Raw genomic sequence first — 20,547 nt, 5'->3', positions numbered from 1 at the left:
AAAAGTGAGGTGTTGGGATTTGGCGGAAACAATAATATTTGGAGATTTGAAGCTACGTCCATTGGAAGAGCAAGATATTCCACGTTTGTGGGAGCTTTATGACCCTAAAATTTTTGAATTTATGCTAAGTAAAATAGAGAACTATGAGCAGCTGGAACAGTGGCTACAAGCAGGTATTCAACAAATGAATGTTGCCAAAACCGCTCTCACTTACGTAATTGAGGATTCAGATACAAAAGAAATCATAGGGACAACACGGATTTATGGCATCGATTCATTAAATTATGCATGCGAAATTGGATCTACTTTCTACGGTAAAAAGTTCCAACGAACACATGTGAATACGACATGCAAATATTTGCTATTAAAACACGCATTTAATAACCTTGGAATGATACGTGTACAATTTAGAACAGACGAATTAAACGTAAATTCACAAAGAGCAATCGAGCGTATAGGTGGAATAAAAGAAGGTGTTTTGCGAAATGAGCGGATACGTTCAAATGGGACAGTTAGAAATGCAGTCGTTTATTCAATTATTGATAGTGAGTGGAAAGAAGTGGAAAATAACCTTGTTCAACTTATGAATAAATATGCGTAATTTTGTTAGGTTGAGCCAACTGACCTTTAGGTATTACAATAGATGTATTAACTAGAGGAGGTATAAAATAATGAATAAATTAAGCATTTCACTTATAGGTGTACCGATGGATCTTGGTCAAAATAGACGCGGTGTGGATATGGGCCCTAGTGCTATTCGTTATGCAGGGGTAGTAGAACGTATAGAAGCGCTAGGTCATTCTGTAAAAGACGAAGGAGACATTGCCATCAGTCATACAAGAAAAGAGCAATCTCCGAATACGCATTTACGAAATTTAGAAGATGTAATCGATGGCAATACGAAGCTTGGAAATAAAGTAAATGAAGTATTAGAAGCAGGTCAATTTCCTTTAGTACTCGGTGGAGATCATAGTATTGCTATTGGTACTCTTGCGGGATTAGCTGATAAATATGAGAATCTTGGTGTTATTTGGTACGATGCACATGCAGATTTAAATACAGCCGAAACTTCTCCTTCTGGAAACATTCATGGAATGCCACTAGCGGTTAGTCTTGGTTTAGGTCATGCCGATTTAGTGAATATTCGTTCGTATGCTCCAAAGGTTAAACCAGAAAACGTCATTATTATTGGAGCACGTTCAGTTGATCCAGGTGAGCGTGAATTGATTAAAGAAAAAGGCATTAAAGTATTCTCGATGCATGAAATCGATAAACTTGGTATGACGGAAGTGATGAACCAAACGATTGAATATTTCCGTGAGCGCTCAGTGGATGGAGTACATTTGTCATTAGACCTTGATGGCATTGATCCGCTTTATACACCAGGAGTTGGGACACCAGTTCCGGGTGGAATTAGCTATCGTGAAAGTCATTTAGCGATGGAAATGCTTTATGCTTCTAATTTGATCACTTCTGCAGAATTTGTTGAGGTAAATCCAATTTTAGACGAAAAGAATAAGACAGCAGACGTTGCAGTTGCGTTAATGGGCTCTTTGTTTGGTGAAAGTTTAGTTTAAAAGCAGACACTTCGTCTGCTTTTTCTTTTTTTATTTAACAAGATTTAACAACACAGGGAGCTAATTATTTGATAGAATTAAATTAATATTAAAAAAATGAAACCTGTTGCAACCTTTAACCGTATAGGTAAGACAGCCGCATAGAGCGGAGGGGAATCACCATGGATGCGTTAGTGAACAAACGAATAAAACAAGTGTTAAAAGGGGACAAAGACGCATTCGCGGAGATTGTGGACCTGTATAAGCATAAACTTTTTCAAGTATGCTTCCGTATGCTAGGAAATCGTCACGAGGCCGAAGACATTGCCCAAGAAGCTTTTGTGCGGGCTTTTATTAACATTCATACATTTGATCAAAAAAGAAAATTTTCCACTTGGCTATACCGAATCGCGACAAATTTATGTATCGATCGCATTAGAAAAAAAAAGCCGGATTATTATTTAGATGCGGAAGTTGCAGGTACAGAAGGACTGAATATGTATTCGCAAATCGCCACGGCGGAAGAACTTCCAGAAGAAGAATTGATGAAGCTCGAATTGCAAGATCGTATTCAATATGAAATAAGACGATTACCAGATAAATACCGTTCCGCAATTGTACTGAAATATATGGAAGAATTATCTTTACAAGAAATAAGTGAGATATTAGAATTACCACTTGGGACGGTAAAAACTAGAATTCATAGAGGCCGAGAAGCACTTAGAAAACAGTTAAGTAAACAGTCCAACTTTTTATAGGAGGTAATCACGATGAATGCGTGTCCAGAGCGAATTGTTCACTATATGCATGAATATTTAGATGGTGAAATTAGCCGTGAACATGAGCTTGAACTAAAATTTCATTTGCAGTCATGCGTTGATTGTCAAAAGCATATGCATGAACTGAGTGATGTTGTTGCCTTTATAAAAGGAGCAGCTCATGTAAAGGCACCAACTGGTTTTAAAAAATCAGTTATGGAAAGACTTCCAAAAGAAAAATCACATGCTGGTGTTAGTAGATGGTTGCGACGTCATCCCATTCTTACTGCAGCAGCTTTATTCTTATTATTTATGAGTAGTGCATTATTCACAAATTTTAATGAAGAGAAACAATTTTCTTTTACAAAACAAGAAAATGTTATTGTAGAAGGAGAAACAGTCATTATCCCTAAGGGACAGGTTGTAAAAGGTGACCTCGTTGTAAAAAATGGCGATGTTCGAATTGATGGTGAATTGGATGGGAATCTAACTGTTATAAACGGTTCTAAATATATGGCTTCCACAGCAGTTATTACTGGTAAAACAGAAGAAATCAATAAAGTATTTGACTGGCTTTGGTTTCACATAAAAGATGGAGCCAAACAGGTTATATCATTTTTTGAAGAAGAAAGTACAAAGCAATGAAAGGTCTATCCAAAATATTGGGTAGACTTTGTTAGTTTAAGAAAGCGGGAAATTCCTTATCTATGTTATAATTAAATTATATGGATTTGTAATGAAAAGTGGGGGATGCCACATGTCGTTTATGGAGCAATTTACAAGTTTAATGCCAGTAAACGTAATTGTAAACATTTTAGATGTGTTATTCGTTTGGTATGTAATATATAAAATAATAACCCTTGTAAAAGGAACGAAAGCGGTCCAATTATTAAAGGGGATTTTTGTCATTGTCGTAGCTCGAGTTGTCACGGACTTTATAGGTTTGGATACACTTGGATGGATGCTAGAACAGGTCATTAATTTTGGATTTTTAGCGATTATTATTATATTCCAACCAGAAATTAGAAGAGCATTAGAACAAATAGGTAGAGGAGCATTGTTTTCGAGAAGTTCGATGCAAGAAGAGGAGGAGCAGAGCCGTTTAATAGGGGCTATGACCAAATCTGTGAGCTATATGGCAAAACGCCGTATTGGAGCATTAATATCGATTGAACGGGAAACAGGCTTAACAGATTATATTGAAACTGGAATACCTCTAAATGCGAATATCTCATCCGAATTAATGATTAATATTTTCATTCCAAATACACCATTACACGATGGTGCAGTGATCGTGCAAAAAAATAAAGTAGCTTCTGCAGCGTGTTATTTGCCGTTGTCCGAAAGTCCTTTCATTTCTAAAGAGCTTGGAACGAGGCATCGAGCAGCAATTGGTCTAAGTGAAGTAACTGATGCCATTACAATTGTTGTATCGGAAGAAACAGGAGCAGTGAGTTTAACGTCGAACGGAGATCTCCATAGAAATCTATCCATGGAAGAATTTGAAGCACACTTGAAACGTCTTTGGTTTGGACCAACCGTAGAACAAGTAACTTCTTCTAAATGGTTGTGGAGGGGGAAACAGAATGGATAAAATGATGAATAATCCATGGTTCTTACGAATAATTGCTTTAGTTTTAGCGATTTTGTTATTTGTTTCCGTGAAATCTGATATTGAAAATACGAATATGAATGCTAGTGTCAAGTCAGTAGAACTCCGAGATGTACCAGTAGAAGTATATTATGATGATGACAGTTTAGTTGTATCAGGCGTACCAAAAACCGTTTCCGTAAATATTGAGGGACCAAGTACGCTCGTGAGCTCTGCAAAAGTGATGAAAGACTACAAAGTATTCGTCGACTTAAGAAAGCTAACAATCGGAGAGCACAAGGTAGCCATTTCAACTGAAAATTTCTCAGATAAATTAAAAGTTCGTACAGATCCTGTTTATGTAAACGTGGTAATTGAAGAACGGATATCGCAGGAATTTCGTGTAGACCCAGATATGAATGAAAGTCTGTTGGCGGAAAATCACATTGTGAAGTCCTACGAGGTTGAACCTAAAGTAGTTACTATAACTGGTGCAAAAAGTGTGATAAAGAGCATAGGCTATGTAAAAGCAACAATTGAAGGAGAACAAGGGATTAATAAATCCTTTGAACAAGAAGCACGTGTGCGCGTTTTAGACAAAGATTTGAACAAATTAGATGTTTCAATCGAGCCTAAAACAGTACAAGTAAGAGTGAAAGTGGAAGAATACAGTAAAGAAGTACCAATATCATTAATGGAAAAAGGTACACCAAAACAAGGTGTCACGATAAATAAACTATCCACGAATGTCCAAAATATCCGATTATATGGTCCACGTGCATTAGTGGATAAAATAGAGAAGTTCGTTGTGGATGTTGATGTAAGTAAAATAGAAGATGCTGGTGATTTTGAAGTGAGGCTAGCAGTCCCAGATGGCGTGACGAAAATGTCTTTAGACAAGATTAAAGTTGTCGGTGACGTGACACCTGCTCCAGAAATAGAACCGCCAGTAGATGAAGATGCTGTTTCTGATGTAAGTGAAAAGTCTTTTGAGCATGTGGCCGTGGAAGTGCGAGGACTTCCGGATCAATTAGAAAGTGTTTTTCAATCACCTACAGACGGATTAGTTTCGGTGACAGCCAAAGGTACGCCTGAAGCGTTAGATAAAATAAATAGCAATAATATAGCACTATATGTAGAGGCTCAAAATGCAGAAATAGGGGAAAATTCGTTATCAATAAAAATGGATGCCCCTTCAAATGTTGAGTGGGAAATGTCTGCGTCCGAGGTAAAATTAACAGTAAAAGAAGTTTAATATGTAGGACAACAGGTTTTTTAAGGAGAGAAGATTAAATGGGAAAATACTTTGGAACAGATGGTGTAAGAGGAGTAGCAAACTCAGAATTGACACCGGAGCTCGCTTTTAAGTTAGGTCGAGTAGGCGGATACATTTTAACGAAGGGTGCAGAGAATCGCGCAAAAGTTTTAATAGGTCGTGATACTCGAGTATCTGGTCATATGTTAGAAGGAGCGCTCGTTGCAGGACTTCTTTCCGTAGGAGTAGAAGTAATGCGCCTAGGAGTAATTAGTACGCCAGGTGTTGCTTATTTAACAAGAGTAATGAGTGCAGATGCTGGTGTAATGATATCAGCTTCTCATAATCCCGTGGCAGATAACGGTATCAAATTCTTTGGTTCCGATGGATTTAAACTTTCGGATGAACAAGAAGAAGAAATTGAACTTTTAATAGATGCAGAGGTTGATGAGCTTCCACGTCCAACGGGGGCAGGTGTAGGGTCTGTATCCGATTATTTTGAAGGCGGACAAAAGTATATTCAATACTTGAAACAAACATTAGATGAAGAATTCATAGGTATTCATGTTGCTTTAGATTGCGCGAATGGTGCTACATCTTCCTTAGCAACACATGTTTTTGCTGATTTAGATGCTGATTTATCTACAATGGGAGCATCTCCTAATGGTTTGAATATTAATGATGGAGTTGGTTCTACCCATCCAGAAGAGTTAGCAAAATTTGTTTTAGATAAAGGTGCCCATGTAGGACTTGCTTTTGATGGCGACGGCGACCGTCTAATTGCTGTAGATGAAAAAGGTAATATCGTAGATGGTGATCAAATTATGTATATTTGTGCCAAATATTTAAACGCTCAAGGCCGATTAAATAATAGTACGGTAGTATCTACAGTAATGAGCAATATGGGTTTCTATAAAGCATTAGAGACACATGAAATGACAAGTGTAAAAACAGCAGTAGGAGATCGTTATGTAGTTGAAGAAATGAAAAAGAATGGATACAATCTAGGTGGAGAACAATCAGGCCATATCGTATTCTTAGACTACAATACAACTGGAGACGGATTACTGACTGGTTTACAGCTCGTGAATATTATGAAAATAACAGGTAAAAAACTTTCGGATTTAGCTTCCGAAATGACCATCTACCCTCAAAAACTAATAAATGTGCGTGTAACGGATAAGCATGCAGTAACACAAAATGAAAAAGTAGCTGCAATTATAAGTGAAGTGGAAACAGAAATGGCAGGCAACGGTCGTGTTCTTGTAAGACCATCTGGAACAGAGCCGCTTGTACGTGTCATGGTAGAAGCAGCAACCGAAGAAGCTTGTGAAAACTATGTAAACCGAATTGTCGAAGTGGTAATAGCGGAGATGGGTTTAGCTGAATAATGAATTGATAAAAATCCAGCCTTGTGCTGGATTTTTTGTTTAGAAAGTAAGAAAGCAAGGGAATGGCGAAGACAAGAAGCAATTTAAAATCGTTTGCTGTTTTTCTTAAAAAGACTAATTCTTTGTGCTTCAAGCAAAGATTGTATACGATAGTTCATATATTTCAGTAGAAGAGGAGTAGTAAAGTGAAAGCACTTATTTTTGAAACGTTTGGTGGACCAGAAGTACTTCAATATAAAGATATTGCTAAACCAATCATCCAGGAAAATGAGGTATTGGTTAGGACGAAGGCCATTGGATTAAATTTTGCTGATATTTACAGAAGAAAAGGGAACTATCATTTAGCCGGTAATCCTCCATTTATTTTAGGATATGAGGGCTCAGGGATAATAGAACAAATAGGAGAAGGTATAAAAAATTTAAAAGTCGGAGATCGTATTGCGTTTGCGGATGTTCCGTTTGCGAATGCTGAATTAGTCGCAGTCCCGATGGAAAAGGCAATTCCTTTACCAGATATGATTTCATTTGAAATAGCGGCATCTGTTTTATTGCAAGGGTTAACAGCGCAATATTTAACTAGAGACAGTTACAAAGTGAAAGCTGGAGATACGATTCTAATTCATGCAGCTGCTGGCGGAGTTGGACAAAATCTTATTCAAATTGGGAAACTACTTGGAGCGAAAGTGATTGGACTTACATCGTCATTGGAAAAGTCTGAAGTGGCTTATTCAATTGGAGCAGATCATGTTTTTTTATACAAAGATAATTGGACTAATGAAGTAAACGAAGTAACTAACGGTGTTGGAGTAGATGTTGTTTATGAGTCTGTAGGTTCTACATTAGCAGACAGTTTTAAAGTGACAAGAATAGGTGGTACCGTAGTGTTTTTTGGAATGTCAGGCGGGGATCCGGCACTAGTTGATCCACGCATGCTAATGGACACATCTAAAACTTTAACAGGTGGTGACCTTTGGAATGTACTAACCTCTTTAGAGGAAAGAAAACAGCGATCCAAGGAATTATTTGATTGGATTTTAGAAGGCAAAATAATATTGAAGGAACCTACTATCTTTTCATTGCAAGATGGTGCGGAAGCTCACAGGTTACTGGAAAGTCGAAAAAGCGTTGGAAAAATGCTATTAATTCCTTAAAATTTATCTTAGGAAGTAGAGAAAAAGAATCATTCTTTTTGTTAAATGTTTACTCAGTTTATTTGGTGGAATAATAAGAGAGAACAAACAGATAAGGAGTGAGGAAATGGCTAAAGTAGCAACATTAATCACAAATATGTTTGAGGACGTAGAATACACAAGTCCCGCACAAGCATTAAAAGATGCAGGACATGAGGTATTTACAATTGAAAAAGAAGCAGGAAAAGAAATTACAGGAAAACAGGGCGAAGCAAAAGTAAAAATAGACTATAATATTGAGGAGATAAAGCCAGAAGACTTTGATGCGTTATTCATCCCTGGTGGATTTTCACCGGACATTTTACGTGCGGACGATCGCTTTGTTGAATTTGCAAAAGCATTTATGGATGCGAAAAAGCCCGTCTTCGCAATTTGTCACGGACCACAGCTTCTCATTACAGCGAAAACGTTGAATGGACGAGATGCTACAGGTTATAAGTCGATAAAAGTCGATTTAGAAAATGCAGGAGCCACATATCACGATGAAGAAGTATTCGTTTGTGGAAATCAACTTGTAACAAGTCGTACACCAGATGATTTGCCAGCGTTTAATGGAGAAATCGTGAAATTGTTAGAGAAATGATATAAAAGATTGCCCACATATTCATAAGTGGGCAATCTTTTCTTTAGAAAGCCAATGGTAGTAATAGAGCAAGATTATTTTTAGTAATGGATATTATATCCTACTTGGAAGAGTGTTCAAAAATATTACTTTTTAGTGCGTAATGTATAATCTTATACTGTAGATTGTTGGTTTAATCCTAATGGAAAATAATACAACCGTATTACTTACATTCTGTATTGTATGTAGTATTTCTGCTTCCCATAGTAAAGGAAGTTTCGTATAATATCTATACATGGGAGAAAGTGGGTGTTACATGAATTTGGATGCTGTTGACAAGCGTATATTAGAATTGTTAACGGAAAATGGTCGTTTGTCTTACGTTGATATTGGTAAAGAACTTAACTTATCAAGAGTTGCTGTTCGAGAACGAGTACACCAACTACAAAATGAAGGCGTGATTGAAAGATTTACCGTTGTTATCAATTCGGAAAAAGTAGGTAAAAATGTCTCGGGTTTCTTTGAAGTGGATTGCGAGCCATCCTCTCTCGTAGAGGTTGCCCAAAATCTGGCAGATAATCCAAGTGTAGCTAGTTGTTATCAGATGACGGGGCCATCAACCTTACATATGCATGTATTAGTAGATGATTTTTTAAGTCTAGAAAAGTTTATTAATAAAGAGTTATATGCATTAGAGGGTATCACACGAGTTGAAAGTCATATTTTACTTAGAAGGTTTAAAAGTCGTAGTGGTTTAAAATTATAATTATGAAAAAAAGACATTCCATATAGGAATGTCTTTTTTATTTAACATATAAAAAACTACCATTGCTCACGTTTCACGACATTCACCATCTACCATGGAAAAAGCTCGTTTTAGCTTTAAACCAGTATTATTTCAGTTGAAAATGGAAGTTCTACTAATTTTGAATATGAATAAAGCTACTGTTTTCATACAAAAGTATAAGTTTTTTTACTCAGGATTGTTGAGGGTTCAAGTGTTGAATCTTTGAAAAAAATGATTTGTAGAAAAGTATCTCCCTATTCTATCCTATCATTTTGGTCGGCGGAATGGAGAAAAATAGTTATCATTAATAGCTCTTAGAGAAACAAAAGAGCGTCCGAAATTGTATCTCCGGACGCTTTCTATATTCGTAGGACAGGATCAGTTAGCTCGTTATCCAACTTAAAGTACTATGTCTCGAGTGACAGGAGGGATGAAACCACTTCCCACTCCTCAAAGATTTCCGCAGTAAGGATGTAGCAGATGTGGAGTCGAAAGCACAGAAATTATCAGGTCAAGGCTGACTCCTATAAATAATGTCAATTTGAACTGTAATATTTATTAAAAGGCGCATTGCGCTTTTAATAAATATTTTCATTGTCGAAATGGTTGGAAGTGTTTGTAGAAATGGGGTGAAGTAAATATACAAAAAGACTGATAAATGATCTTGAGGAGTCCAAAACGTAATTAAAATATATTTCATTTATTCACAAAGTAATGATAATACAAAATAAATAAATTTATTTGAATATTCCTATAGATTTTTTATTTTTAATGTATTATAATCACAATTAACAAATAACAACCATTTGTTAACTAAAATCTATTATTTAATTAACATTTGTATGAAAGTGAGGGTGATATATGATTGCTTTAATTGTACGTAGAGGGATACAATTAATATTTTTATTGTTGGGTATCTCATTTTTAGTATTTTCATCCATGTACATTGCTCCGGGTGATCCAGCAACTATGGTAGGAGGACCAACAGCTTCGGCAACAGATTTAGAAGCAATCCGAGACAACTTAGGTTTGAATGATCCGTTCCTTGTACAATATGGTCGATATTTAAAAAATGCGGTACAAGGTGACTTCGGCTATTCTTATCAATCGAAACAATCAGTATCAGAAGCGATTTCCATACGTTTCCCTAATACTCTAAAACTCGCGGTAGCTAGTATGGTAGTAGCCATCATAATTGGGATTATCGCTGGTTTAATATCAGCTTTAAAACATAATTCTTGGCTAGATGTAACTTCTACAACTTTTGCTTTAGCTGGAATATCAATTCCAAATTTTTGGTTAGGTGCTTTACTAATATTAGTATTTTCGGTTAATTTACAGTGGCTTCCTGTAGGAGGGCTCTCAGCACCTTTTTATACAACAGAAGGATTTAAACAGATGATTCTTCCTGCAATTACTTTAGGGACAAGCTCAGCAGCTATGATTGCAAGGATGACGAGGTCTTCTATTCTTGAAGTTGTAAAAGCTGATTATGTAAGAACTGCTCGCGCTAAAGGAGTTAGGGAGCGAAAAGTTATCTGGGTACATACTTTAAAAAATGCAATGATACCAGTAGTAACTGTGATAGGTGTCAATTTTGGTGCTTTGCTGGGTGGAACAATCATTACTGAAAAAGTTTTCGCTATTAATGGCGTTGGAAGACTTATGGTAGATGCAATAGCAATGAGAGATTTCCCGATGGTACAGGCTTCCGTATTATTAGTAGCTACGTTGTTCGTTGTCGTTAACTTAGTTGTAGATATTGTATATACGTTTATTGATCCAAGAATTACTTATGAATAATGAGAGGAGGCTAACCATGACGAATGCGATTATAACAACAGGTGTACAAACATCCGTGAATAAGAAAAGAGAGAAAGTATACATCACTACAATCAAAAGACTTTTGAAAAATAAACTATCAGTAATCGGTATTATAATTATTTTAGGTTTAATCTTTATGGCATTGTTTGCACCTTTTTTAGCTACATATGACCCTGTAAAACAGAGTCTTGTAGATAGTGAACTTCCGATGTTCTCGAATGGACATTGGCTAGGAACAGATAATTATGGAAGAGATGTATGGTCACGTATTGTATATGGTTCCAGAATTTCATTAATTGTAGGTTTTACAGCAGTGTCCTTAGGATTATTTGGAGGAATTATCCTTGGCTTACTTGGTGGTTATTATAAAAAACTAGATGGAATCATCATGAGAATCGTTGATTTACTATTCTCATTCCCAGGTATTCTATTAGCAATGTTAATTATTGCGATTTTAGGTACCAGTCTTGTAAACGTGGTGATAGCGATAAGTGTATGGTCAATACCAAGTTGTGCTCGCATTGTTCGGGGGTCAGTTCTCTCCATTAAGCAAAAGGAGTACATCATGGCTTTAAGGTCTTTAGGGGCTTCGGACCTTCGAATTATGGTTCGTCACATATTGCCAAATGCTTTTGCTCCAATAATTGTGTTTGCAACGATGCGCATGGGTACAGCAATACTTTCTACTGCCTCACTTAGTTATCTAGGATTGGGTGCTCAACCCCCTTCACCAGAATGGGGTGCAATGATTTCTCAAGGTCAAAATTATATGTGGACATCGCCACATTTAACTATTGTTCCAGGAATCGCAATTATGTTAACGGTTTTTGCTTTTAATGTAGTAGGGGATGGATTAAGAGATGCGTTAGATCCAAATATGGATATCCAATAAAACTTATAATAGGGGGAAAAGAAATGAAAAAGAATTTGTTATTAGTTGTTTTATTTATCGTGGCACTCGTTTTAGCAGCATGTTCAAGTGGCGAATCTGCATCTGCGCCGAAAAATACGGATGGTTCAAGTAATGAAAAAACAATAAGCAATAAAACTTTTACTTATGCTTCAACTTCGGATGCAGTGGGATTGTCTCCTATTTTGATGAATGATTCACCATCAGCTAATGTCACAGAGCAAGTGTATGAACAATTATTTCAACGAAATGTAGAGACTATGGAATTTGAACCTAAATTAGCAGAGTCATATGAAACACCTGATGAAAACACTTGGGTTATTAAATTAAAAGAAGGAATTAAATTCCACGATGGCACACCTTTCAATGCGGAAGCTGTGAAATATACATTTGATAAACTACGTGATCCTGCAACTGCCGCACCCCGTGCATCGTTACTAGAACCAGTAGATACAATTAATGTTTTAGATGAATATACAGTGGAGATTAAAACTAAATATCCTTATGGTGCATTTTTAGCATCTCTTTCTCATACGAATGCGGCAATCGTTAGTCCTACGGCTGATCAAAAACAGGACTTAATGAAAGAACCAGTTGGTACAGGTCCATTTAAATTTGTAAGTTGGACGCCAGGAGATCAAATTGTATTAGAGGCAAACGAAGAGTATTGGGATGGAGCTCCTGAGTTAAAGAAAGTAGTTTATAAAGTAGTACCTGAAATATCAACGGCAATATCTATGTTACAAACAGGAGAGGTTCAATTTATTGATAATCTACCAACTGAACAAATTAAACGCATAGAATCATTAGATAATGTAAATATCGATAAAATAGATGGATCGCCAGTATACTATTTAGCATTTAACCATTTAAGAGAAATCAATCAAGATCCTGAATTCCGTGAAGCAGTTGCAGCAGCTATGGATCGTGATGCATTTGTTTCTAAGTTAAACGGACTAGGGGTTCGTAGTGATAGTGTTATTGGACCTAAAGTATTTGGTTACGATTCATCTGCAGATAAAGCAGGTACTGTTTATGATTTAGAAAAAGCAAAATCGTTAGTAGCGAAAAATGGATATGGAAATAAACCAATAAAGTTATTAACTGCAAATCGCTCTAATTTCGTCTTGATGGCTGAAATAGTTCAGGCTCAATTAACAGAAGCTGGATTTAATGTGCAAATCGAATCAATGGAATGGGCTACATTTTTAGATTCGGCTCGTGCGGGTGATTATGATCTTACTTTCTTAAGCTGGTCCAATGTTACAGGAGATGGATCGGAGCTGTTGTATCCAAATTTCCATAGCGATAATGTAGGCTCTTCAAACCGTGCTCAGTACAGTAACCCGGAATTTGATAAGCTTGTTGTACAATCCCGCACAACAATAGACCAAGATGAACGAAAGGTATTACTAGACAAAGCTAACAAAATGATGATTGAAGAAAACGCAGTTGTAGTAATGTATCACGGAATTGTTACTGCAGCATTAGACAAGACATACACAGGACTGGAATTAGATCCAAACGGCAAGTGGTACTTAAAAAATATTACTGGAAAGTAGGTTAGATGATGCAGGAGACATTACTGGAAGTAAATCATTTAGTAACTGAATTTCGTACAGCAGATGGAGATGTCCAAGCTGTGCGAGATGTCTCCTTCTCAATTGCAAAAGGAGAGACATTGTGTATCGTTGGTGAGTCTGGTTGTGGGAAAAGTATTACATCTCTATCGGTTATCGGTCTGCTTCCGAGTAACGGAAAGATAGCTGCAGGAGAGATTAAATACGAAGGGAAGGAAATACATAACTTACCTTACGAAGAAATGAGAAAAATGCGGGGCACGAAAATTTCAATGATTTTCCAGGAGCCGATGACAGCACTAAATCCAGTTTTAACAGTTGGATATCAATTGCGCGAACCATTAATGCTGCATCATAAGTTGAGTAAAAGTGAAGCAACAAAACAAGGGATAGAATTATTAGAACAAGTCGGTATTCCTTACCCTGAAAAACGTATGAATCAGTATCCGCATGAACTTAGCGGTGGAATGAGACAACGCGTTATGATTGCAATCGCACTTTCTTGTCATCCAGGATTACTAATAGCAGACGAACCGACAACTGCACTGGATGTAACTATTCAAGCTCAAATATTAGATTTGATAAATGAATTAAAAGGAAAGCTTAATATGGGTGTTATGTTAATTACACATGACATGGGTGTTGTTGCTGAAGTGGCCGATAGAGTAATGGTTATGTACGCTGGTAAAAAAATAGAAGAAGGGAAAGTAGAGGAGATTTTTGATAACCCAAAGCATCCTTATACTATAGGGTTATTAAATTCAGTGCCTAATGTAGATGATCCAGACTTTGAATTAGAACCTATACCAGGGTCTCTTCCTAGTCTTCAAGAAAAGATTATTGGGTGCAGATTTCATCCGAGATGCAAATTTTCTACAGATAAATGTCGGGAAATAGCTCCACCAGAATTTAGCACAGACCAAGGGCATATTGTTAGTTGTTGGTTACATGAAGAGGAGGAAGTTAAAGATGGTCAATTTGTCGCCCAAAACTGATCGGAAAATCCTCTTACGTTTAGAAGGAGTAAAAAAATATTTTCCTATTAAAGGAGGAGTATTAAGACGTGTACAAGGGTATGTGAAGGCGGTTGAAGAAGTCTCCCTTAATCTTTATGAAGGGGAGAGCTTAGGGATAGTAGGAGAATCAGGTTGTGGAAAGTCAACTTTAGGGCGTGCAATCTTAGGATTGGAAGAATTAACAGAAGGTAAAGTTATTTTTAGGAATGAAGAAATACAAGATTTAAAAAGAAAAGAAAAATTAAAATTTGTAAAAGAAATGCAAATGATTTTTCAAGACCCATTTGCTTCATTAAATCCTAGACAACGCATTGGGAGCGCATTAGAAGAAGTGTTTACAATGCATACTAATATGACGCAAAAAGAGAAACGATCTGCTGTAATTGATTTGTTAAACGAAGTTGGTTTGAAGGAGGAACATTATGAACGATATCCGCATGAATTTAGTGGTGGGCAAAGACAACGTATCGGGATTGCAAGAGCCATTGCTTTAAATCCCTCATTTGTAATTTGTGATGAAGCGGTCTCTGCATTAGACGTATCAGTCCAAGCGCAAGTTTTAAAATTGTTGAAATCGTTGCAAGAGAAGTATCAATTATCGTATTTATTTATATCACATGATTTAGGCGTTGTAAGATATTTTTGTGATCGTGTTTTAGTTATGTATTTAGGTAATACGGTTGAACTTGGTACTGTGGAGGATTTATTTTCAAACCCAATTCATCCTTATACACAAGCTTTATTATCGGCAATTCCACGCCCATCGGTTAATGCAAATAAAAAAAGAATTAGATTACAGGGTGATTTACCAAACCCAGCAAATCCACCTTCAGGATGTCCGTTTCATACAAGATGTCCTATTGCACAAGAAATATGCAGAAGTAAAAAGCCTATTTGGGAACAAGTGGAAGATGGCCACTTTGCTGCGTGTCATTTTGCGGGCGCAAATATTTAAAGCGATATATGAAAAGAATATGAGGAGGAACATCATGGATTACTTACATCACCCATTTGCAGCGAAAAGGCATACCGCTTTCGCTAAAAAAGGTATGGTTGCAACGTCGCACCCATTGGCAGCACAAGCAGGAATAGAAATCCTCCAAAAAGGTGGCAATGCCATTGATGCAGCAATTGCAACTGCAGCGGCACTTACGGTAGTAGAACCAACTTCAAACGGAATTGGGGGGGATGCATTTGCACTGGTTTGGACTAAGGACAAGCTTCATGGGTTAAATGCATCAGGTCCAGCACCTCTATCGATTTCTGCAAAGGAAATTAAAGAAAAAGGACACGACAAAATGCCGGTATATGGTGTCATTCCAATAACAGTACCTGGTGTTCCAGCGGCATGGGCGGAGTTATCCGAAAAATACGGAAAACTAACACTTCAAGAAGTGTTAGTCCCAGCGATTCGGTACGCAGAAGAAGGTTATCCTTTAACACCGATTCTCGGTAAGTACTGGAAAATGGCGTATAGAAAGTTTAAAGAGAACTGTACCTCGGAAGAATTTACATCTTGGTTCGAGACATTTGCACCTAATGGAAAGGCTCCAGAAATCGGAGAAATATGGTCTTCACCTGATCATGCGAAAACATTACGTGCAATTGGTGAAACGAATGCTCGTGATTTCTATGAAGGGGAAATTGCAAATAAAATAGATGCCTTTATGAAACGGCATAACGGTTATTTATCAAAAGAAGATTTAGCGACCTATAAACCTGAATGGGTTGAGCCTGTTTCGACGAATTATCGTGGCTATGATGTGTGGGAAATACCACCAAATGGTCAAGGAATGATAGCACTCATGGCACTAAATGTGTTTAAGGAGCTCGCAAAACCGGAATGGCAAAGTGCGAATACAATTCACCAACAAATCGAAGCAATGAAATTAGCGTTTACAGACGGAAAAGCTTTCATTACAGAGCTAGAAGAAATGTCAGTAAGTGTGGAACAGTTACTATCAGAAGAATACGCGAAAGAACGTGCAGCAACTATTGAAGTGGAAGCAAGCTATCCAAAACCATATGAATTACCTAAAGGTGGCACTGTTTATTTGGCTACGGCTGACGAAGAAGGAAACATGGTTTCTTACATCCAAAGTAATTATATGGGATTTGGCTCAGGTGTCGTAGTACCAGGTACAGGAATTGCATTGCAAAATCGTGGACATGATTTTTCATTAGATGAGTCTCATCCAAACTTTATCAAACCGGGTAAACGATCATATAATACGATTATTCCCGGATTCCTAACGAAAGATGGTCAAGCAGTTGGCCCGTTTGGCGTAATGGGCGGATATATGCAACCACAAGGCCATTTCCAAATAGTCACGAACACGGTCGATTATTTAATAAACCCACAAGCGGCGCTTGATATGCCAAGATGGCAATGGATAAACGGGAAAACTGTACATGTAGAACCCGAATTTCCAAACTATCTTGTACAAAGTTTAGTAAGGAAAGGTCATGACATTCATATTGCACCAGATACCGGAAGTTTTGGACGTGGACAAATTATTTGGAGAAATGCGGAAACGGGTGTACTTCAAGGCGGAACTGAATCTCGAACGGATGGAGCTATAGCAGTTTGGTAAAACGTATTGCAATGAAGAACAAATCCAAGCGTCCAGGTCGTGTTCTTCAGAGGGATATAAGTATAGCCTTTTTTCGTTCAGGGATTCTTGGATTCGGAGGGGGGCCATCTTCTATACCACTCGTTCATCAAGAGGTTGTAAAAAAATATGGCTGGATGGATGAAGATGAATTTGGAGACACGCTTGCCCTTGCAAATACGTTGCCTGGACCAATTAACACAAAAATGGCAGGGTATATCGGCTACCGGATAGCTGGTATATGGGGTTGTTTAAATGCAATTATTGTATCCGTAATTCCGACTGTACTAATGATGATTTTATTATTGGGATTAATACAAAAGTATAAGGATATTCCGAAAGTGCAAAATATGTCTATCGCAGTAATACCAGTTGTAGCGGTATTGCTTGGTCAATTAACGTGGGACTTTATAAAGAAATCAGGAGAATCTCTTGGTTGGTTGAAGGCATTGTTGTTAATAGTTCTTTCAACTGTATTAATAGAGGTTCTACATATTCATCCTGCCATTGTCATTTTAGCGTGCATAGTTCTTGTGTTCGCCCCCTTACTTAAAAGGAGGAAGAAAATATGATCTATTGGCGTATATTTCTAGCCTTTTTTATTCCGAACATACTAGGCTATGGAGGAGGTCCAGCCTCCATACCATTAGTGGAACATGAAGTAGTGGGGAAATATGGCTGGATGACAACACAAGAATTCAGCGAAGTAGTCGCTATTGGGAACTCTCTACCTGGACCAATTGCTACGAAAATGGCAGGTTATATTGGTTACACAGAGGGTGGTATATTAGGTTCCTTCATCGCAATGTTTGCCACTATAGCTCCCACATTAATATTAATGATTGGTATGATGGCCATCTTATTAAAGTATAAAGATTCTCCGGAAGTAAAAAACTTATCGAAGTTTATTCGACCGATCATTGCCGTTTTACTAGGTTTTATGACCATCCAGTTTGCACAAGAATCTGTAATAGGATTGGGAATGTGGAGTTCAATCATACTAATAGCTGCCAGCTTGCTATTATTAGTTAAGTTCAAAGTCCATCCCGCATTTGTTATTTTATTAGCTTTAATATATGGTGCGATTACCGGTTAAACGAAGAGTCACAGATATGTGGCTCTTTTTGTGTAGCAAATTCTTCAGGAGCAGCATCTTATAGAAACAAGGTACTTAAATTGACTATTGTACCCAATTTATGTATGATGGTAGTGTTGTCGGTGAGAGGTAAGACTTCTCATGTAACCGCGTAGAAATGGAGGGACAAGAAACGCGTAAAAACAGGAAAACAATTATAGCGCCAGAGCTGAAGAAATTGGACGGAAATGTATCTTCAGCAGACGAGGTGGAGGTTATCGAACTTTCGGCGGATGCCTCCCGACCGTATTTGCCCGGTTGTTATTCTTTTTCATAAACCATATGAGTGATTGTATGACAGAGGGGAAAAGAAGGCATTCTTAGCTTAATGAGCATTGTGTAGGTACTTAGGGAAAATAAACTCTTTATTCGGAGGTAGAGCTTCAGGCTGATTGAAAACGCTTGTCAGTCGAGGCGCGCAAGCACGAGGCGGAAGCGAATAGAACTTATAGTTCATGAGCTTACAACGAGTGCAAGCAACAAAGAATGCGAGCGTTTCTCAACAGTCTGAAGCATGCTTATTTAGACATGAATGTATATGGAGGAAATAAGATTATGTGTGGAATTGTAGGATATATTGGAGAAGCAGATGTTAAAGAAATTTTGTTAAATGGTTTAGAAAAATTAGAGTACCGTGGATACGACTCTGCGGGGATTGCTGTGTTAAATAAAGAAGGCGTAGTTGTTTTCAAAGAAAAAGGACGTATAGCTGATTTACGTGACGTAGTAGATGAAGAGGTAGATGCGAAGCTTGGGATTGGTCATACTCGTTGGGCTACTCACGGAGTTCCAAATCAACTAAATGCACATCCACATCAAAGTACGACAAAACGTTTCACGCTTGTGCATAATGGTGTTATTGAAAACTATCACCTAATGAAAAAAGCATATTTATCTAATGTAGAAATGGCATCTGATACGGATACAGAAGTAATTGTTCAGCTTATTGAGAAATTCTCACAAGACGGGCTATCTACAGTAGATGCACTTAGAAAAACATTGCATCTTATTCACGGATCGTATGCACTTGCTCTACTAGACAAAGAAGATAAAAATACGATTTATGTAGCGAAAAATAAATCACCACTACTAGTAGGAATTGGTGATGGATTTAATGTTGTAGCTTCTGATGCTATGGCGATGCTACAGGTTACGGAGCAGTATGTAGAGCTTCATGACCAAGAAATCGTAATCGTGCAAAAAGATTCTGTTGAAATTCAAAAACTAGACGGCACAAAAGTAAAACGTGCGTCGTACAAAGCGGAACTTGATATGAGTGATATTGAAAAAGGAACATATCCTCATTATATGCTTAAAGAAATGGACGAACAGCCTGCTGTAATCCGTAAAATAATTCAAGCATACCAAAACGAACAAGGCGAGCTTACAATTGATCAAGCTATTTTAGATGCATTTCATGATGCAGACCGTTTATATATTATCGCAGCAGGAACAAGCTATCACGGTGGACTGATTGGTAAAGAATACTTCGAAAAAATTGCTGGTATTCCAGTAGAAGTGCATATTTCGAGCGAATTTGGCTACAACATGCCGCTTCTATCAGAGAAACCATTGTTTATGTTCTTGACACAATCAGGTGAAACAGCAGACAGCAGACAAGTACTTGTGAAAATAAAAGAAAAAGGTTACCCAACGATTACAATGACAAACGTACCAGGTTCAACACTTTCTCGCGAAGCAGATCATACATTATTACTTCATGCTGGTCCTGAAATTGCAGTTGCATCTACAAAAGCTTATGTTGCTCAAGTTGCAGTATTAATGGTATCAGCTTCTGTATATGCACAGTCTCAAGGGAAAACACTAGACTTTGATGTAGTGAAAGAACTAGGGATTGCAGCAAATGCGGTGCAAGCAATCGTGGACTCCAAAGAAGAAATGGAACAAATCGCAACAGAATTTTTAGCAACAACTAGAAATGCATTCTTCATCGGACGCAACGTCGACTTCTACGTAAGTTTAGAAGGTGCTCTAAAACTAAAAGAAATTTCATATATTCAAGCAGAAGGCTTTGCAGGCGGAGAACTAAAACATGGTACAATCGCTCTAATCGAAGATGGTACACCGATTTTTGCTCTTGCCACTCAACAAGCAGTGAGCCTGAACATTCGTGGAAACGTAAAAGAAGTAGTAGCACGTGGCGCAAACCCATGTATTATTGCTATGGAAGGCCATGAAGAAGAAGGCGACCGCTTCGTACTTCCAAAAGTACACGAGCTATTCGCTCCACTAGTAGCAGTAATTCCGCTTCAACTGATTAGTTATTATGCAGCATTGCATAGAGATTGTGACGTGGATAAACCAAGAAACTTGGCTAAATCAGTTACAGTGGAATAAAAAGTGGTTATATTTATTAAAT

General features: G+C 37.5%; 19 protein-coding genes. All 19 read left to right on the top strand.

The window, feature by feature from the left end:
* Positions 1-19 precede the first annotated feature (19 nt).
* The 19 genes from PB01_RS19380 (at position 20) to glmS (ending at position 20,525) form a co-directional block, all read left to right on the top strand.
* Positions 20-601: a GNAT family N-acetyltransferase gene (locus PB01_RS19380; protein WP_151701694.1), complete on the top strand. Its 582-nt coding sequence runs from the start codon at positions 20-22 to the stop codon at positions 599-601.
* 70 nt (positions 602-671) lie between these two features.
* Positions 672-1,577, top strand: a complete 906-nt coding sequence (rocF, locus tag PB01_RS19375) for an arginase (RefSeq protein WP_151701693.1) — start codon at positions 672-674, stop codon at positions 1,575-1,577.
* 161 nt (positions 1,578-1,738) lie between these two features.
* On the top strand, positions 1,739-2,314 hold the full coding sequence (gene sigW, locus PB01_RS19370) for an RNA polymerase sigma factor SigW (RefSeq protein WP_151701692.1): 576 nt from the start codon (positions 1,739-1,741) through the stop codon (positions 2,312-2,314).
* Positions 2,315-2,326: 12 nt separating this feature from the next.
* Positions 2,327-2,959: a zf-HC2 domain-containing protein gene (locus PB01_RS19365; RefSeq protein ID WP_151701691.1), complete on the top strand. Its 633-nt coding sequence runs from the start codon at positions 2,327-2,329 to the stop codon at positions 2,957-2,959.
* Between the two features lie 112 nt (positions 2,960-3,071).
* The gene (cdaA, locus tag PB01_RS19360; protein WP_151701690.1) at positions 3,072-3,908 is read left to right on the top strand and encodes a diadenylate cyclase CdaA; all 837 of its coding nucleotides are present in this window, start codon (positions 3,072-3,074) and stop codon (positions 3,906-3,908) included.
* Positions 3,901-5,160 (top strand): CdaR family protein, encoded by a 1,260-nt coding sequence (locus PB01_RS19355; protein WP_151701689.1) that lies wholly within the window; start codon positions 3,901-3,903, stop codon positions 5,158-5,160. Before cdaA ends, PB01_RS19355 begins: the two co-directional genes overlap by 8 nt.
* A gap of 38 nt (positions 5,161-5,198) precedes the next feature.
* Positions 5,199-6,551 (top strand): phosphoglucosamine mutase, encoded by a 1,353-nt coding sequence (gene glmM / locus PB01_RS19350; protein ID WP_151701688.1) that lies wholly within the window; start codon positions 5,199-5,201, stop codon positions 6,549-6,551.
* Positions 6,552-6,736: 185 nt separating this feature from the next.
* Entirely contained in the window at positions 6,737-7,702 is a 966-nt protein-coding gene (locus tag PB01_RS19345; RefSeq protein WP_151701687.1) for a quinone oxidoreductase family protein, read from the top strand.
* 106 nt (positions 7,703-7,808) lie between these two features.
* A complete protein-coding gene (locus PB01_RS19340) occupies positions 7,809-8,324 on the top strand; it encodes a type 1 glutamine amidotransferase domain-containing protein (RefSeq protein WP_151701686.1) in 516 nt (171 codons plus the stop codon).
* 295 nt (positions 8,325-8,619) lie between these two features.
* Positions 8,620-9,069, top strand: coding sequence for an Lrp/AsnC family transcriptional regulator (locus PB01_RS19335; protein WP_151701685.1), 450 nt, complete (start codon positions 8,620-8,622; stop codon positions 9,067-9,069).
* An 882-nt stretch (positions 9,070-9,951) separates the two neighbouring features.
* Positions 9,952-10,893, top strand: a complete 942-nt coding sequence (gene nikB / locus PB01_RS19330) for a nickel ABC transporter permease (protein ID WP_151701684.1) — start codon at positions 9,952-9,954, stop codon at positions 10,891-10,893.
* Between the two features lie 16 nt (positions 10,894-10,909).
* Positions 10,910-11,806 (top strand): ABC transporter permease, encoded by an 897-nt coding sequence (locus PB01_RS19325; RefSeq protein ID WP_151701683.1) that lies wholly within the window; start codon positions 10,910-10,912, stop codon positions 11,804-11,806.
* A 23-nt stretch (positions 11,807-11,829) separates the two neighbouring features.
* The gene (locus tag PB01_RS19320) at positions 11,830-13,386 is read left to right on the top strand and encodes a glutathione ABC transporter substrate-binding protein (RefSeq protein WP_151701682.1); all 1,557 of its coding nucleotides are present in this window, start codon (positions 11,830-11,832) and stop codon (positions 13,384-13,386) included.
* 8 nt (positions 13,387-13,394) lie between these two features.
* Positions 13,395-14,399, top strand: a complete 1,005-nt coding sequence (locus PB01_RS19315) for an ABC transporter ATP-binding protein (RefSeq protein ID WP_151702132.1) — start codon at positions 13,395-13,397, stop codon at positions 14,397-14,399.
* Positions 14,374-15,375, top strand: a complete 1,002-nt coding sequence (locus PB01_RS19310) for an ABC transporter ATP-binding protein (RefSeq protein WP_151701681.1) — start codon at positions 14,374-14,376, stop codon at positions 15,373-15,375. The genes PB01_RS19315 and PB01_RS19310 overlap by 26 nt, the downstream gene beginning before the upstream one ends.
* Positions 15,376-15,409: 34 nt before the next feature.
* Entirely contained in the window at positions 15,410-17,014 is a 1,605-nt protein-coding gene (locus tag PB01_RS19305; RefSeq protein ID WP_151701680.1) for a gamma-glutamyltransferase family protein, read from the top strand.
* Between the two features lie 11 nt (positions 17,015-17,025).
* Positions 17,026-17,604 (top strand): chromate transporter, encoded by a 579-nt coding sequence (locus PB01_RS19300; RefSeq protein ID WP_151702131.1) that lies wholly within the window; start codon positions 17,026-17,028, stop codon positions 17,602-17,604.
* Entirely contained in the window at positions 17,601-18,128 is a 528-nt protein-coding gene (locus PB01_RS19295) for a chromate transporter (protein WP_151701679.1), read from the top strand. Before PB01_RS19300 ends, PB01_RS19295 begins: the two co-directional genes overlap by 4 nt.
* A gap of 594 nt (positions 18,129-18,722) precedes the next feature.
* Complete coding sequence (gene glmS / locus PB01_RS19290) at positions 18,723-20,525, top strand: glutamine--fructose-6-phosphate transaminase (isomerizing) (RefSeq protein WP_151702130.1); 1,803 nt, start codon at positions 18,723-18,725, stop codon at positions 20,523-20,525.
* The last annotated feature ends 22 nt before the right edge of the window (positions 20,526-20,547 follow it).

Source organism: Psychrobacillus glaciei (assembly GCF_008973485.1).
GTDB lineage: Bacteria > Bacillota > Bacilli > Bacillales_A > Planococcaceae > Psychrobacillus > Psychrobacillus glaciei.
The sequence above is the reverse complement of the archived record's forward strand: the minus strand, read 5'-3'. Positions and strand labels throughout refer to the sequence as shown.

Coding starts and splice junctions, on each gene's coding strand:
- rocF (WP_151701693.1), top strand. CDS start 672: ATGAATAAATTAAGCATTTCACTTATAGGTGTACCGATGGATCTTGGT.
- sigW (WP_151701692.1), top strand. CDS start 1,739: ATGGATGCGTTAGTGAACAAACGAATAAAACAAGTGTTAAAAGGGGAC.
- PB01_RS19365 (WP_151701691.1), top strand. CDS start 2,327: ATGAATGCGTGTCCAGAGCGAATTGTTCACTATATGCATGAATATTTA.
- cdaA (WP_151701690.1), top strand. CDS start 3,072: ATGTCGTTTATGGAGCAATTTACAAGTTTAATGCCAGTAAACGTAATT.
- PB01_RS19355 (WP_151701689.1), top strand. CDS start 3,901: ATGGATAAAATGATGAATAATCCATGGTTCTTACGAATAATTGCTTTA.
- glmM (WP_151701688.1), top strand. CDS start 5,199: ATGGGAAAATACTTTGGAACAGATGGTGTAAGAGGAGTAGCAAACTCA.
- PB01_RS19340 (WP_151701686.1), top strand. CDS start 7,809: ATGGCTAAAGTAGCAACATTAATCACAAATATGTTTGAGGACGTAGAA.
- PB01_RS19335 (WP_151701685.1), top strand. CDS start 8,620: ATGAATTTGGATGCTGTTGACAAGCGTATATTAGAATTGTTAACGGAA.
- nikB (WP_151701684.1), top strand. CDS start 9,952: ATGATTGCTTTAATTGTACGTAGAGGGATACAATTAATATTTTTATTG.
- PB01_RS19325 (WP_151701683.1), top strand. CDS start 10,910: ATGACGAATGCGATTATAACAACAGGTGTACAAACATCCGTGAATAAG.
- PB01_RS19320 (WP_151701682.1), top strand. CDS start 11,830: ATGAAAAAGAATTTGTTATTAGTTGTTTTATTTATCGTGGCACTCGTT.
- PB01_RS19315 (WP_151702132.1), top strand. CDS start 13,395: ATGCAGGAGACATTACTGGAAGTAAATCATTTAGTAACTGAATTTCGT.
- PB01_RS19310 (WP_151701681.1), top strand. CDS start 14,374: ATGGTCAATTTGTCGCCCAAAACTGATCGGAAAATCCTCTTACGTTTA.
- PB01_RS19305 (WP_151701680.1), top strand. CDS start 15,410: ATGGATTACTTACATCACCCATTTGCAGCGAAAAGGCATACCGCTTTC.
- PB01_RS19300 (WP_151702131.1), top strand. CDS start 17,026: ATGAAGAACAAATCCAAGCGTCCAGGTCGTGTTCTTCAGAGGGATATA.
- PB01_RS19295 (WP_151701679.1), top strand. CDS start 17,601: ATGATCTATTGGCGTATATTTCTAGCCTTTTTTATTCCGAACATACTA.
- glmS (WP_151702130.1), top strand. CDS start 18,723: ATGTGTGGAATTGTAGGATATATTGGAGAAGCAGATGTTAAAGAAATT.